This is a genomic window from Mycobacterium intracellulare ATCC 13950, from assembly GCF_000277125.1.
Classification (GTDB): Bacteria; Actinomycetota; Actinomycetes; order Mycobacteriales; family Mycobacteriaceae; genus Mycobacterium; species Mycobacterium intracellulare.
In genome coordinates, this window is the sequence record NC_016946.1 from 3,972,355 (window position 1) to 3,986,402 (window position 14,048).

The 14,048-nt window shown below is 66.6% G+C and carries 13 protein-coding genes and 1 pseudogene; 4 read left to right on the top strand and 10 right to left on the bottom strand.

The annotated features are described in order from the left end of the window. Positions 1 to 10: 10 nt before the first annotated feature. Together serB and ctaD are read right to left on the bottom strand one after the other, a co-directional pair. Positions 11 to 1,246, bottom strand: coding sequence for a phosphoserine phosphatase SerB (gene serB / locus OCU_RS43160; protein ID WP_008259156.1), 1,236 nt, complete (start codon positions 1,244 to 1,246; stop codon positions 11 to 13). Between the two features lie 24 nt (positions 1,247 to 1,270). Further along, positions 1,271 to 3,016: an aa3-type cytochrome oxidase subunit I gene (gene ctaD / locus OCU_RS43165; protein ID WP_008259158.1), complete on the bottom strand. Its 1,746-nt coding sequence runs from the start codon at positions 3,014 to 3,016 to the stop codon at positions 1,271 to 1,273. A gap of 286 nt (positions 3,017 to 3,302) precedes the next feature. On the opposite strand from ctaD, the gene OCU_RS43170 reads away from it, so the two are divergent. Continuing rightward, the gene (locus OCU_RS43170; RefSeq protein ID WP_008259159.1) at positions 3,303 to 4,421 is read left to right on the top strand and encodes an iron-siderophore ABC transporter substrate-binding protein; all 1,119 of its coding nucleotides are present in this window, start codon (positions 3,303 to 3,305) and stop codon (positions 4,419 to 4,421) included. 101 nt (positions 4,422 to 4,522) lie between these two features. Beyond that, entirely contained in the window at positions 4,523 to 5,563 is a 1,041-nt protein-coding gene (locus tag OCU_RS43175; RefSeq protein ID WP_008259160.1) for an NAD(P)-dependent alcohol dehydrogenase, read from the top strand. Positions 5,564 to 5,567: 4 nt separating this feature from the next. Here the strand turns inward: OCU_RS43175 and OCU_RS43180 are convergent, their stop codons facing one another. Then, positions 5,568 to 5,918, bottom strand: a complete 351-nt coding sequence (locus tag OCU_RS43180; RefSeq protein WP_008259162.1) for a DUF3349 domain-containing protein — start codon at positions 5,916 to 5,918, stop codon at positions 5,568 to 5,570. Between the two features lie 143 nt (positions 5,919 to 6,061). Next, positions 6,062 to 7,036 carry a class 1b ribonucleoside-diphosphate reductase subunit beta gene (gene nrdF / locus OCU_RS43185; RefSeq protein ID WP_009954743.1) on the bottom strand — a complete coding sequence of 325 codons (975 nt, stop codon included), beginning with the start codon at positions 7,034 to 7,036 and terminating at the stop codon, positions 6,062 to 6,064. A 208-nt stretch (positions 7,037 to 7,244) separates the two neighbouring features. Here nrdF and OCU_RS43190 point away from each other — a divergent pair, with 208 nt between their 5' ends. Then, complete coding sequence (locus OCU_RS43190; protein ID WP_009954742.1) at positions 7,245 to 7,691, top strand: SRPBCC family protein; 447 nt, start codon at positions 7,245 to 7,247, stop codon at positions 7,689 to 7,691. After that, positions 7,675 to 8,211 carry a TetR/AcrR family transcriptional regulator gene (locus OCU_RS43195; RefSeq protein ID WP_008259171.1) on the top strand — a complete coding sequence of 179 codons (537 nt, stop codon included), beginning with the start codon at positions 7,675 to 7,677 and terminating at the stop codon, positions 8,209 to 8,211. Before OCU_RS43190 ends, OCU_RS43195 begins: the two co-directional genes overlap by 17 nt. Before the next feature lie 14 nt (positions 8,212 to 8,225). On the opposite strand, the gene OCU_RS43200 is transcribed toward OCU_RS43195, so the two are convergent. The 6 genes and pseudogenes from OCU_RS43200 to nrdI all read right to left on the bottom strand — a co-directional run bounded on the left by OCU_RS43200 (position 8,226) and on the right by nrdI (position 14,044). Further along, positions 8,226 to 8,684, bottom strand: coding sequence for a universal stress protein (locus tag OCU_RS43200; protein WP_008259174.1), 459 nt, complete (start codon positions 8,682 to 8,684; stop codon positions 8,226 to 8,228). A 51-nt stretch (positions 8,685 to 8,735) separates the two neighbouring features. Then, a complete protein-coding gene (locus OCU_RS43205) occupies positions 8,736 to 10,289 on the bottom strand; it encodes a flavin-containing monooxygenase (RefSeq protein WP_014380776.1) in 1,554 nt (517 codons plus the stop codon). Positions 10,290 to 10,444: 155 nt separating this feature from the next. Beyond that, on the bottom strand, positions 10,445 to 11,173 hold the full coding sequence (locus OCU_RS43210) for a TetR/AcrR family transcriptional regulator (protein ID WP_008259177.1): 729 nt from the start codon (positions 11,171 to 11,173) through the stop codon (positions 10,445 to 10,447). 74 nt (positions 11,174 to 11,247) lie between these two features. Next, positions 11,248 to 11,412, bottom strand: a pseudogene (locus tag OCU_RS50625) (helix-turn-helix domain-containing protein); the annotation flags it as partial. Positions 11,413 to 11,456: 44 nt separating this feature from the next. Then, on the bottom strand, positions 11,457 to 13,574 hold the full coding sequence (gene nrdE, locus OCU_RS43215) for a class 1b ribonucleoside-diphosphate reductase subunit alpha (protein WP_014380779.1): 2,118 nt from the start codon (positions 13,572 to 13,574) through the stop codon (positions 11,457 to 11,459). Between the two features lie 17 nt (positions 13,575 to 13,591). Then, the gene (gene nrdI / locus OCU_RS43220) at positions 13,592 to 14,044 is read right to left on the bottom strand and encodes a class Ib ribonucleoside-diphosphate reductase assembly flavoprotein NrdI (protein ID WP_008259183.1); all 453 of its coding nucleotides are present in this window, start codon (positions 14,042 to 14,044) and stop codon (positions 13,592 to 13,594) included. Positions 14,045 to 14,048: the final 4 nt, after the last annotated feature.

Consider the following 14,048-nt stretch of genomic DNA (forward strand, 5'->3'; position numbering starts at 1 on the left):
CACAAGCAACCTACTCGGGCGGGATTTCCACCCGGCGGACCTCGCCGTCGATCGCGTCGGCCGCCTCGATCTCGCCGCGGGTGATGCCCAGCAGGAACAGCACCGTGTCCAGATACGGGTGGCTCAGCGACGCGTCGGCGACTTCGCGCAGCGCGGGCTTGGCGTTGAACGCGATCCCCAGCCCGGCGGCGGCCAGCATGTCGATGTCGTTGGCGCCGTCGCCCACGGCGACGGTCTGCGCCATCGGAACACCGGCGTGCTGCGCGAATTCCCTTAGCGCCGTTGCTTTTCCGGCCCGGTCAACGATGGGGCCGATCACACGCCCGGTGAGGGTGCCGTCGACGATCTCGAGCTCGTTGGCCGCGACGTAGTCCAGCATCAGCTCCTCGGCCAGCGGCTCGATGATCCGGCGGAAGCCCCCGGAGACCACGCCGCACGCGTAACCCAGCCGCCGCAGGGTCCGCAGCGTGGTCCGCGCGCCCGGCATCAGCTCCAGCTGATCGGCGACCTCGTCGATCACCGTGGCGGGCAGGCCGGCCAGCGTCGCGACCCGCTGCTCGAGCGACTGCGCGAAGTCCAGCTCGCCGCGCATCGCGGCGTCGGTGATCGCGGCGACCTTGCCCTCGGCGCCCGCCTTGGCCGCCAGCATCTCGATGACCTCACCCTGCACCAGGGTGGAGTCCACGTCGAACACGATGAGCCGCTTGGCCCGCCGCTCCAGCGTGTAGTCCTCGACCGCGACGTCGACGTGCTCCTCGCTGGACACCCGGTTCAGGGCGGTCCGCAGCCGGCCGTCGGTCCCGGGCGGCACCGAGACACGCAACTCCAGCCCCGTCACCGGATAGTCGGAGACCCCGCGGATCAGGTCGATGTTGACGCCCAGCGCGGCCACCTCGCGGGCCACCGCGCCGAACGCGCCGGCGGTGATGGGCCGGCCCAGGACGAAGATGGTGTGCGTCGAGGGTTCCCGGATGATCGGCACGTCGTCGCTGCGCTCGATGCTGACGTCCAGGCCCACCTTGCGGATGGCCGACTCGACGTCGTGGCGAAGCTCGTCGCCGTCGGCGACGGCCGCCGGGCAGCACACCAGCACGCCGAGCGTCAGCCGGTGCCGGATCACCACCTGTTCGACGTTGAGCAGCTCGACCCCGTGCCGCGACAACGCCTCGAAAAGGGTCGCGGTCACACCCGGTTGGTCCACGCCGGTGACGGTGATCAGCACCGACACCTTGGGTGGTGAGTTCACTCGCGACAGCCGCCCGTCAGGCCATCAGCTGCGAACCTGGACGTCGTCCAGCCTGGTGACGTCCTTGTCCGCGGGCCCGTGCGCCCGGCCCACATGCGCCTCGGCGCGCAGCCGTTCCACCATGTGCGGGTAGTGCAACTCGAATGCCGGCCGCTCCGAACGGATTCGGGGCAGCTCGGTGAAGTTGTGCCGCGGCGGCGGGCAGCTGGTCGCCCACTCCAGGGAGTTGCCGTAGCCCCACGGGTCGTCGACCGTGACGACCTCGCCGTAGCGCCAGCTCTTGAAGACGTTCCAGACGAACGGGAACATCGACGCGCCCAGGATGAAGGCGCCCACGGTCGACGCGATGTTGTAGGGCTGGAAGCCGTCGCTGGGCAGGTAGTCGGCGTAGCGCCGCGGCATGCCGAGGTCGCCCAGCCAGTGCTGCACCAGGAAGGTGGTGTGGAACCCGATGAACGTCAACCAGAAGTGCAGCTTGCCCAGCCGCTCGTCGAGCAGGCGGCCGGTCATCTTCGGGAACCAGAAGTAGATGCCCGCATACGTCGCGAACACGATGGTGCCGAACAGCACGTAGTGGAAGTGGGCGACGACGAAGTAGCTGTCGGTGACGTGGAAGTCCAGCGGCGGGCTGGCCAGCATCACGCCGGTCAGGCCACCGAGCAGGAAGGTGAGCAGGAAGCCGACCGAGAACAGCATCGGTGTCTCAAAGGTCAACTGCCCCTTCCACATTGTGCCGATCCAGTTGAAGAACTTGATCCCGGTGGGCACCGCGATCAGGTACGTCATGAACGAGAAGAACGGCAGCAGAACGGCTCCGGTGGCGAACATGTGGTGCGCCCACACAGCTACCGACAAGGCCGCGATCGACAGCGTCGCGTACACCAGCGTGGTGTAGCCGAAGACCGGCTTGCGCGAGAACACCGGGATGATCTCGGTGACGATGCCGAAGAACGGCAGCGCGATGATGTAGACCTCGGGGTGGCCGAAGAACCAGAACAGGTGCTGCCACAACAGGACTCCGCCGTTGGACGCGTCGTAGATGTGGGCGCCCAGATGGCGGTCGGCGGCCAGTCCGAACAGCGCGGCGGTCAGGATCGGGAACGCGATCAGGATCAGGATCGAAGTCACCAGGATGTTCCAGGTGAAGATCGGCATCCGGAACATCGTCATCCCGGGCGCGCGCATGCACACCACGGTGGTGATCATGTTGACCGCCCCGAGGATGGTCCCCAGACCGGCGAGGATCAGCCCGGTGATCCACAGGTCTCCCCCGGCGCCGGGCGAGTGGACGGCGTCAGACAGCGGTGTGTAGGCGGTCCAGCCGAAGTCGGCGGCCCCACCCGGGACGATGAAGCCGGACGCGGCGATCAGCCCGCCGAACAAGAACAGCCAGTACGAGAAGGCGTTCAGCCGCGGGAACGCCACGTCGGGCGCCCCGATCTGCAGCGGCAGCACCAGGTTGGCGAAACCGAACACCACCGGGGTGGCGTAGAGCAGCAGCATGATCGTGCCGTGCATGGTGAACAGCTGATTGAACTGCTCGTTGGACAGGAACTGCAGCCCGGGAGCGGCCAACTCGGTGCGCATCAGCAACGCCATCAGCCCGCCTATGAAGAAGAAGGCGAAGCAGGTGACGGTGTACATCACGCCGATCAGCTTGTGATCGGTGGTCGTGATCAGTTTGTAGACGAGGTTCCCTTTGGGGCCCATGCGGTCCGGGTACGGACGAACGGCCTCGAGTTCTCCCAAGGGGGGCGCTTCGGCTGTCAACAGCTTCTCCAAACATCCGGATCGGACACTGGCCCAACATCACTATTGAGTCGAATCTTAGCCGTCGATGATGGCGACGTCAGGGCTGGTCCTACAAACTGTCGTAAATGGGTCTGCGGGGCGCCGCGTCCTTCGTCGCGGCGCCGGGAGGGGTCGATGGTGGCGACCCGCTTCGCCCGGCTCCGCCGCGCTCGCGATCGCCACGGGTCGATGGTGGCGACCCGCTTCGCCCGGCTCCGCCGCGCTCGCGATCGCCATGGGGGTCGGCGATGTTAGCGTCTGACGCGTGTCGTTCGGCGTGATCAGACCCCCCCGGCTGGCCCCCGGGTTCGCCGTCGCCGGCGCCGTGGCGGCCGCGGTCGTGCTGGCATGCGGCGGCTGCGGATCCCACCGGCCCGCCGCCACGCCCCCGGCCCGTTCGCTGGTCACCCCCACCACGCAAATCGCGGGGGCCGGGGTGCTCGGAAACGACCGCCGGCCCGACGATTCGTGCGCCCGCGAGGCCGCCGAGGCCGACGCGGGGGCCGCGAAGCGGCGCGTCCACAACGCCGCCGGCGTCGAGCCGGACGTGGTGCAGGTGCCCGCCGACCCGCAGCGCATCGTGGTGCTCTCCGGCGATCAGCTCGACGCGTTGTGCGCGCTGGGCCTGCAATCGCGGGTGGTCGCCGCCGCGCTGCCGGACGGCTCGCCGACCCAGCCCGCGTATCTCGGTGGCGCGGTGCACGGTGTGCCCGGCGCCGGCACGCGCTCCCACCCGGACGTGAAGGCGATCGAGGCGGCCCACCCCGATCTCATCCTGGGCTCCCAGGGGTTGACGCCCACCCTGTATCCGCAGCTGGCGGCGATCGCCCCGACGGTGTTCACCGGCGCGCCGGGCGCGGGGTGGGAGGACAACCTGCGCGCCGTCGGCGCCGCCACCGCGCGCGGCACCGAGATGGACGGGTTGCTCGGCGGGTTCGCGAAACGGGCGACCGACGTAGGCGCGCGCCACGACGCCTCCCACTTTCAGGCGTCGATCGTGCGACTGACCACCGAGGCGATCCGGGTCTACGGCGCCAACAACTTCCCGGCCAGCGTGCTCGGCTCGGTCGGCGTCGACCGGCCGGCGACGCAGCGGTTCACCGACAAGCCCTACGTCGAGATCGGCGCCACCGACGCCGACCTCGCGAAGGATCCCGACCTGTCCATCGCCGACGCCGACGTGGTGTACCTGTCGTGCGCCACCCCGGCCGCCGCCGACCGTGCCGCCACGGTGCTCGACAGCGGCCCGTGGCGCAAGCTGTCGGCCAACCGCGACAACCGGGTCTATGTCGTCAACGACGAGATCTGGCAAACCGGCGAGGGGCTGATCGCGGCCCGCGGCATCGTCGACGACCTGCGCCTGGTGAACGCCCCCATCAACTGAGGCCGGGCCAGTCGAACGTGATGTTCGCCCCGATAGTTGGCGGAAGAACGTTACCCTAGCTAAAATTTTGGTCGAAGCCATCGGACCGAAGAGGAATATTCATGCGCACTGTTTCGGCATACGCCGCCACGTCGGCGACCGAACCGCTGACCAAGACCACCATCGAGCGGCGCGACCCGGGCCCGCGCGACGTGGCGATCGACATCAAATTCGCCGGCATCTGCCACTCCGACATCCACACCGCCAAGGGCGAATGGGGCACGCCGAATTACCCCGTGGTCGTGGGCCACGAGATCGCCGGCGTCGTGACCGAGGTCGGCGCCGAGGTCACCAAGTTCAAGGTGGGCGACCACGTCGGCGTGGGTTGCATGGTGAATTCCTGCGGCCGGTGCAGCAGCTGCGACGCCGGGCTCGAGCAGTACTGCAAGAACGGCGCGACCTTCACCTACAACTCGATCGATAAGGACGGCACGTCGACGCAGGGCGGGTACAGCCAGGCGGTCGTCGTCGACGAGAACTTCGTCTTGCGCATCCCCGACTCGCTGCCGCTGGACAAGGCGGCGCCGCTGCTGTGCGCGGGCATCACGCTGTTCTCGCCGCTGCGGCACTGGAAGGCCGGGCCGGGCACCCGGCTGGCGATCATCGGCCTGGGCGGCCTGGGGCACATGGGCGTCAAGCTGGGCGCGGCGATGGGCGCCGAGGTCACCGTGCTCTCGCAGTCGCTGAAGAAGATGGAAGACGGGCTGCGGTTGGGCGCCAAGCATTACTACGCCACCGCCGACCGCGAGACCTTCAAGAAGTTGCGCAGCAGCTTCGACCTGATGCTCAACACCGTCTCGGCGAACCTGAATCTCAACGACTACCTGAGCCTGCTCGACGTCGACGGCACCCTCGTCGAATTGGGCATCCCCGAGCACCCCATGGAGGTGGGCGCGTTCCCGCTGGCGCTGGCGCGCCGCAGCCTGTCCGGGTCGAACATCGGCGGGATCGCCGAGACCCAGGAAATGCTGGACTTCTGCGCCGAACACAACGTGACGCCCGAAATCGAGGTCATCGACCCCGACTACATCAACGAGGCGTACGAGCGCGTCCTGGCCAGCGACGTCCGCTACCGCTTCGTCATCGACATCTCGAAGCTGTAGCGGCTCAGGACGCCGTGTGGGGGGCCGGCTCGGCCTTGCCGTTGGCCGCGCCGGGATTTTCGGCCGCCTCGGGCGGGTGTGTGATGCCCGCCAGCGGCCAGCCCGCCGCGGCCAGCCGGGCGGCCACCCGCGCGATGTTCTCCGGGCCGGCGTCGTAGTGGGTCATGTCGGAGATGAAATCGGCGATCACGTCGCGGTTGATCTCCTCGCCCGGCCTGGTTTCCTCGTCTATCGCGTCGACGACTTCCTTGATCTGGTCCTCGGTCAGCGGGGTGCTGCGCAGCAGCTCCAACAGCGGTACACGGTCGGGTCCGGGAACGCCGTCGGGGTAGCCGCATTGCAGCCACTGGATCACTGAACGGAAGAAAGCGGCCGTAGAAGATGGGGTAATCGCCACGCCCACCAGTCTCCCGGCAACCCGGCCGGCGGCGCCACCGGGCCGCCGCGGGGTCGCCACAATTCACGCGGCGTTCACACACCGCTTGGCTGAATGCCCTGCTAGAAGTCCCAGTCCTCGTCCTCGGTGACGACGGCCTTGCCGATCACGTACGACGAGCCCGAGCCGGAGAAGAAGTCGTGGTTCTCGTCGGCGTTCGGTGAGAGCGCCGACAGTATCGCCGGGTTCACGTCAGTCTCGTCGCGCGGGAACAGCGCCTCGTAGCCGAGGTTCATCAGCGCCTTGTTGGCGTTGTAGCGCAGGAACTTCTTGACGTCCTCGGTGAGCCCGACCTCGTCGTAGAGGTCCTGGGTGTACTCCACCTCGTTGTCGTAGAGCTCGAAGAGCAACTCGTAGGTGTAGTCCTTGAGCTCCTGCTTGCGTGCGTCGTCGACCAGCGCCAGGCCGCGCTGGAATTTGTAGCCGATGTAGTAGCCGTGGACGGCCTCGTCGCGGATGATCAGCCGGATCATGTCGGCGGTGTTGGTCAGCTTGGCCCGGCTCGACCAGTACATCGGCAGGTAGAAGCCGGAGTAGAAGAGGAAGCTTTCCAGCAGCGTGGAGGCGACCTTGCGCTTGAGCGGTTCGTCGCCCTTGTAGTACTGCATGACGATCTCGGCCTTGCGCTGCAGGTTGGGGTTCTCCTCCGACCAGCGGAACGCGTCGTCGATCTCGGCCGTCGAGCACAGCGTGGAGAAGATGTTGCTGTAGCTGCGCGCGTGCACCGACTCCATGAAGGCGATGTTGGTGTAGACGGCCTCCTCGTGCGGGGTCAGCGCGTCGGGGATGAGGCTGACCGCCCCGACCGTGCCCTGGATGGTGTCCAGCAGCGTCAGGCCGGTGAACACCCGCATGGTCATCTGCTTTTCGTGGGCGGTCAGGGTGCCCCACGACGGCAGGTCGTTGGACACCGGCACCTTCTCGGGCAACCAGAAGTTGCCGGTGAGCCGGTCCCACACCTCCGCGTCTTTTTCGTCCTGCAGCCGGTTCCAGTTGATCGCCGAAACGCGGTCAATCAGCTTCATGTTTTCGGTCACCAGAACCCCGCTTCACACGCCGTTTTGCCTGAGGGACGTCAGGCTCCAGACACTACCCCTGGGGTACGACAACCGAGCGCAACACAAGAAGTTGTGTTTTGCGTGTCGCGGACGCCCGCGGGCCGCCGGATTTGCCTCTTCACTCCAGTATGCGGGCGGGGCCGGCGTTTCGTGGGCACAACCGGGGACGGGATGTACCATTTGGTACATGATTACCGAAGACAGCGTCGAGATCGACGCGCCGGCGCAAGTGGTGTGGAAGGTGTTCAGCGATGTCGAGCGCTGGCCCGAGTGGACGGCCTCGGTGACGTCGCTGGCCGCGGTGGACGGGCCCGGGCTCGCGGTCGGCAAGCGGTTCGCGATCAAGCAGCCACGCATGTCGAAGCTGGTCTGGAAGATCACCGAGCTCGAGCCGGGGACGTCCTGGACCTGGGAGCAACGCGCCCCCGGCGCGCGGGCCAGCGCCCGCCATGATGTGATCGCGCAGCCCGGCGGCGGCACCCTGGTGCGCCAGCGCATCGACCAGAACGGCATGCTCGGCGCACTTGTCGGGCGGCTCATGCGATCGATGACCCGGCGATACCTCAAACTCGAGGCCCAGGGCCTCAAGGCCCGCTCCGAGCAGCTCAGCCGCGCCGATGGCGCGCACCCCTGACACCGAGCGGCGCCGCCAACTCCTCGATGCCCTCGTCACCGAGTTCGCCACGGGCGGCGTCGGCGATCGGTCGCTGCGCGCGGTGGCCGACGCGGTCGGCACCAGTCACCGAATGTTGTTGCACCACTTTGGGTCTCGGGAAGGACTGCTGGTAGCGATCGTCGAGGAGGTCGAGCGCCGCCAGATGGGACTGCTGGCCGAGTTGCCCGACGACCCGGTCGAGGGCTTCGCCGCCATGTGGGCCGATGTCCGCCGGCCCGAACTGCGACAGTTCGAGCGACTCTTCTTCGAGTGTTACGCCCGCGCCGCGCAGGGCGAAAAGCCTTTCGCGCGAATGGTTCCCGGCGCCGTCGACGGCTGGCTGGGCGAGGTCAAGGAGGCCGCCGACGGCCCGGTCGACCCCGCCCTGGCGAGGCTCGGGCTGGCCGTAATCCGAGGCCTGCTACTGGATCTCGTGGCCACCGACGATGACGCCGGCGTGGACGCGGCCGCGCGCGCCTTTGCGGAACTGCTCCGCTGATTCGTACCGGTGCCTCAGTTGGCGGTGTGCACGATCAGGACATCGGTCTTGACCCGGCGGGAGACCTCGGACGGCACCGATCCCAGCAGCCGCCCGGCGACGCTGTTGAGCCCGACGTTGCCCACGACCATCAGGTCGGCACGGACCTCCTCGGCGACCTGCACCAGCACGTTGATGGGCGCGCCGACGATCGACCGTTCCTCCACGTTATTGGCCCCCGCTTGGTGCGCCCGTTCCGTGGCGTCGCGAAGGATCCTGTAGTACGGGGCCTCCCCAACCGTCCGATAGTCCTGGCCGTGGTCGCTCCCCGGCGGGATGGCGTAGCGGCCGCGTTCCTTGGGGACGGGGAGATGCGCCGTCACCACGATCAATCGCGCGCCGTGGTCCGCGGCGATCGCCGCCGCGCGCTCCACCGCGAGCAGCGACGAGTCCGAGCCATCGGTGCCGACCACGACGGTCTGATAGGCGCTCATTTCCCTGTCACTGTAACGCCCGGCGGCGGCCAAATCTCCAAACGAATTGGCTCAACTTTGCACGGCGGCCGCGTGCCTGCCCGTGCCGACCCCGAAGAACTGATACTCCGCGGGCCTGACCGAGCGCGTGGCCCGCCAGTACTCCCAGGTGTAGCCGCCCCACAGCACGGTGTTCTTGCCGTGCTCGTCCAGATACCAGCTGCTGCAGCCGCCGCTGTTCCACACCGACGGGCCCAGCCGGCGCTGCAGCTCGTCGTTGAACTCGTCCTGGGCGGCCCGGGTCGGGGCGAGCGCCTGCGCGCCCAGCTTGTCGCAGGTGGCGATCGCGTCGGCGACGTAACGGATTTGGGACTCGATCATGAACACAACCGAGTTGTGTCCCAGCCCGGTGTTGGGGCCCAGCAGGAAGAACAGGTTGGGCACGTCGGCCACGGTGATCCCGCGGTGGGCGCCGATGCCCTCGCGGTTCCAGCGGTCCACCAGATCCTCGCCGTGCAGGCCCTTGATCTGGACGTAGGTGTAGGAGTCGGTGACGTGAAAGCCGGTGGCGTACACGATCACGTCGGCCTGGCGGTGCGTGCCGTCGACGGTGTCGATGCCGTCGGCGGTGATCCGGGCGATGTGGTCGGTGACCAGTTCGGTCTTCGGGTCGGCGACCGCACCGTAATAGGTGGAGGAGTTCAGGATGCGCTTGCACCCGACGCGGTAGTTGGGAATCAGCTTGCGGCGCAACTCCCGATCCTTGACCGATCGGCGAATGTTGTACTTGCAGTACGCCTCAATGAACTTGAGCAGGTTGGGCCGCTTGGTCATGCCGAAGGCCAAAGCCTCCTGGCCCCAGTAGATGACAAGTCGCACGAGCGCGCGCAGGCCGGGCACGTTCTCCATGGCCCGGCGCACCGCCAACGGGATCTCGGGGTTCGAGCGCGGCACCACCCACGGCGGGGTGCGTTGGTAGAGCTGAAGTTCGGCGACCTGCCCGACGATCTCCGGCACGATCTGGATCGCGCTGGCGCCGGTACCGATCACCGCCACCCGCTTGCCGGTCAGGTCGACGCTGTGGTCCCACTCCGCGGAATGGAAAGCGGGACCGGCGAATTCGTCGCGACCCTCGATGTCGGGCATGGACGGGATGTGCAGCGCGCCGGCGCCCGAGATCAGGAACTGCGCGACGTATTCGCGCCCGTCGGCGGTGAACACGTGCCAGCGGTGCTCGTCGTCGTCCCAGTGGGCCCGATCCACCAGCGAGTTGAACTCGATGTAGCGGCACAGCCCGTACTTCTCTGTGACGCCCTGGAGATAGTCCCAGATCTCGGGCTGATACGAGAACGGGTTCTTCCAGTCCGGCTTGGGCTCGAACGAAAACGAATACAGGTGCGACGGGATGTCGCAGGCGCACCCGGGGTAGCTGTTGTCGCGCCAGGTGCCGCCGATGTCGTCGGCCTTTTCCAGGATGACGAAGCCCACACCCTGCTTCTGCAGCGCGATGGCCATCCCCAGGCCGGAGAACCCGGTCCCGATGATGACGGCGCGGGTGTGGACGGGTTTGGAGGCCTTGGCCGCCGGAACCGGGGCGGTCTCGGTGTGTGTCACGACGTCGGTCACGGTCGATCGGTCTTTCTAGTCGGGCCAGTCTCGGGTCGGCGCTCGCCGGCATCCTCGGCCGTAGCCGCCCGGCTGGCGCAGATACCCAGTACCCAGGGTATCGGTTGGGACGAGTGTTGACGATCGCCAGGGCGATGTCAACGTGCCGAAGGTTCTCAGCCCGCGGCGCGGTTGGCCGGGACCACGCTGTGGATCGGCTCGTCAGGGTCCATGCGGATGCCGAGCGCCTCGGCGGTGCCGACGATGACCCCCATCATGATGGTCGTGAGGTGGGCGACGAATTGCTCGCGCGGCATGCGAAGCGGGCTGTCGGGGTCGGGGCCCAGCCACCACTCGGTGGCCGAGGCGGCGCAGCCGAACGCCGCGTTCCCGGCCAGCTCGACGGCCGCGTGGTCCAGCTCCATCTCGCGCAACTCGTTGTCGAACATGTCGGCCACCGCCAGGGTGATGCCGCGTCCCTCGTTGAGGATCTGAGGGCTCGCCGCCGAGCGGCCCTGAATGAAGACCCGCAGCACGTTGGGGTGCTTGTCGACCAGGTTGACGTACTCCTCGACGGCGCGCCGGATCACCTCGCGGGACGAGTCCGTTTTCAGGTCGATGGACGGGAAGATCGCCGCCCACAACATGTCGCGCAGCCGCTCCCCGATCGCCTGGAACAGGTCGGACTTGTCGTGAAAATGCCGGTAGATCTTCGGTTTGGCGGTGCCCGCCTCCTCGGCGATCTCCCGCACGGAGAGCTCGGGTCCCAGGCGGTCGATGGCGCGGAACGCCGCGTCGACGATCTCGCCGCGCACCTTCTTGCGGTGCTCGCGCCAGCGTTCGCTGCGCGCGTCGACCTTGGCCCCCGGCTTGGCGGCCGGGTGGGGCCTGGGAGGTCGAGGCATTCTCACCACCTCACGCACTTTACCCCGTCGTCGCTTCTGACCTGGGCAGACTGGCCCAGACGAAGACACCGCGGTTAACGGTGCCGCTGGGCGTACTCGCCCGGGCTGCAGCCGAGCATCGACCGGAACTCGTTGGTGAAATGCGCCTGGTCATACCAGCCGAGCCGGACGGCCAGGTCGGCGAAGTCGACGCGTCGATCGCTCTCGATCGCCAACGCAGCTTGCTGCAGGCGGTAACGGCGCCGACAACCTGTAAAGCACTCCCGGAGAGTGAATCGGTGTCCTACAGCATGCAGGACACGCAGCCCTCGACCTCGGTGCCCTCCAATGCCAGTTGGCGAAGACGGATGTAGTACAGCGTCTTGATTCCCTTGCGCCAGGCGTAGATCTGCGCCTTGTTCACGTCGCGGGTGGTGGCCGTGTCCTTGAAGAACAGCGTCAGCGACAGCCCTTGATCCACGTGCTGGGTGGCCGCGGCGTAGGTGTCGATGATCTTCTCGTAGCCGATCTCGTAGGCGTCCTGGTAGTACTCCAGGTTGTCGTTGGTCAGATACGGCGCCGGGTAGTAGACGCGGCCGATCTTGCCTTCCTTGCGGATCTCGATCTTGCTCGCCACCGGGTGGATCGAGCTGGTCGAGTGGTTGATGTAGCTGATCGACCCCGTCGGCGGGACGGCCTGCAGGTTCTGATTGTAGATGCCGTGCTCCTGCACCGACTCCTTCAGCCGCCGCCAATCGTCTTGCGTCGGAATGCGAATGCCCGCCTCGGCGAAGATCTCGCGGACCCGCGGGGTGGCCGGCTCCCACACCTGCTCGGTGTACTTGTCGAAGAACTCACCCGAGGCGTATTTCGACCTCTCGAAGCCACCGAACTTGCTTCCCCGTTCGATCGCAATGCGATTCGACGCGCGCAGCGCGTGGTAGAGCACGGTGTAGAAGTAGATGTTGGTGAAGTCGACGCCCTCTTCGGAGCCGTAGTGGATGCGCTCGCGGGCCAAATAGCCGTGCAGGTTCATCTGTCCGAGCCCGATCGCGTGGGACTCGTTGTTGCCCTGCTCGATTGAGGGCACCGAGGTGATGTGCGTCTGATCGCTCACCGCCGTCAGCGCGCGGATCGCCACCTCGATGGTCTGGGCGAAGTCGGGCGAGTCCATCGTCTTGGCGATGTTCAGCGACCCCAGGTTGCACGAAATGTCCTTGCCCACTTTGGCATACGACAGGTCATCGTTGAACACCGACGGCGTGGAGACCTGCAGGATCTCCGAGCACAGGTTCGAGTGGGTGATCTTGCCGTCGATCGGGTTGGCCCGGTTCACCGTGTCCTCGAACATGATGTAGGGGTAGCCGGATTCGAACTGCAGCTCGGCCAGCGTCTGGAAGAACTCGCGCGCCTTGATCTTGGTCTTGCGAATGCGGGCGTCGTCGACCATCTCGTAGTACTTCTCGGTGACCGAGATGTCGGCGAACGGCAGGCCGTACACCCGCTCGACGTCATAGGGCGAGAACAGGTACATGTCCTCGTTCTTCTTGGCCAGCTCGAAGGTGATGTCGGGAATCACCACGCCCAGGCTCAGCGTCTTGATGCGGATCTTCTCGTCGGCGTTCTCGCGCTTGGTGTCCAGGAATCGGTAGATGTCGGGGTGGTGCGCGTGCAGGTACACCGCGCCCGCGCCCTGGCGCGCCCCGAGCTGGTTGGCGTAGGAGAACGAGTCCTCGAGCAGCTTCATGATCGGGATGACGCCCGAGGACTGGTTCTCGATGTTCTTGATCGGGGCGCCGTGCTCGCGGATGTTGCTCAGCAGCAACGCAACTCCCCCGCCGCGCTTGGACAGCTGCAGCGCGGAGTTGATCGATCGCCCGATGGACTCCATGTTGTCTTCGATGCGCAGCAGAAAGCAGCTCACCGGCTCGCCGCGCTGCTTTTTGCCCGAGTTCAAAAACGTCGGGGTGGCCGGCTGGAACCGTCCGTCGATGATCTCGTCGACGAGCTTCTCGGCGAGGATGGTGTCACCGGAGGCCAGCGTCAGCGCCACCATGACGACGCGGTCCTCGAAGCGCTCCAGGTAGCGCTTCCCGTCGAACGTCTTCAGCGTGTAGGAGGTGTAGTACTTGAACGCGCCCAGGAACGTCGGGAACCGGAACTTCTTGGCGTAGGCCCGATCCAGCAGCGTCTTGACGAAGTTGCGGCTGTACTGGTCGAGAACCTCGCGCTCGTAATAGTTCTCCTTGATCAGGTAGTCGAGCTTCTCGTCCTGATTGTGGAAGAACACCGTGTTCTGGTTGACGTGCTGCAGGAAGTACTGATGCGCGGCCTCGCGGTCCTTGTCGAACTGAATCTTGCCGTCCGCGTCGTACAGATTCAGCATCGCGTTGAGCGCGTGGTAATCCGTCTCCCCCGGCAACGCGTGGGCTCCGGTGGTTACAGGCTCTGCAGCGACGGTTGTTGACACGTCTGTTCCTTCCAGAAATCGGCTAAGCCCGCGCGGACGGCATCCACGTCGTCCTGGGTTCCCATGAGTTCGAAGCGATAGAGGTACGGGACGCCGCACTTGCGTGAGATCACGTCACCCGCGTAGGCGAATTCGGCGCCGAAGTTGTTGTTGCCCGCGGCGATGACGCCGCGGATCAACGAACGGTTGTGCTCATTGTTCAAAAAGGCGATGACCTGTTTGGGGACATAGCCGCCGGCGTTGAGGTCAGGAGTGGCCCGCCCGCCGCCGTAGGTGGGCAGCACCAGGACGTACGGCTGGTCCACCTCGATACGGCCGTGCAGCGGTATCCGCGTGGCGGGAATTCCCAGCTTCTCCACGAAGCGGTGGGTGTTCTCCGACACGGAGGAGAAATAGACCAGGTTGCGCCCCGTGGTGTCCATGGTG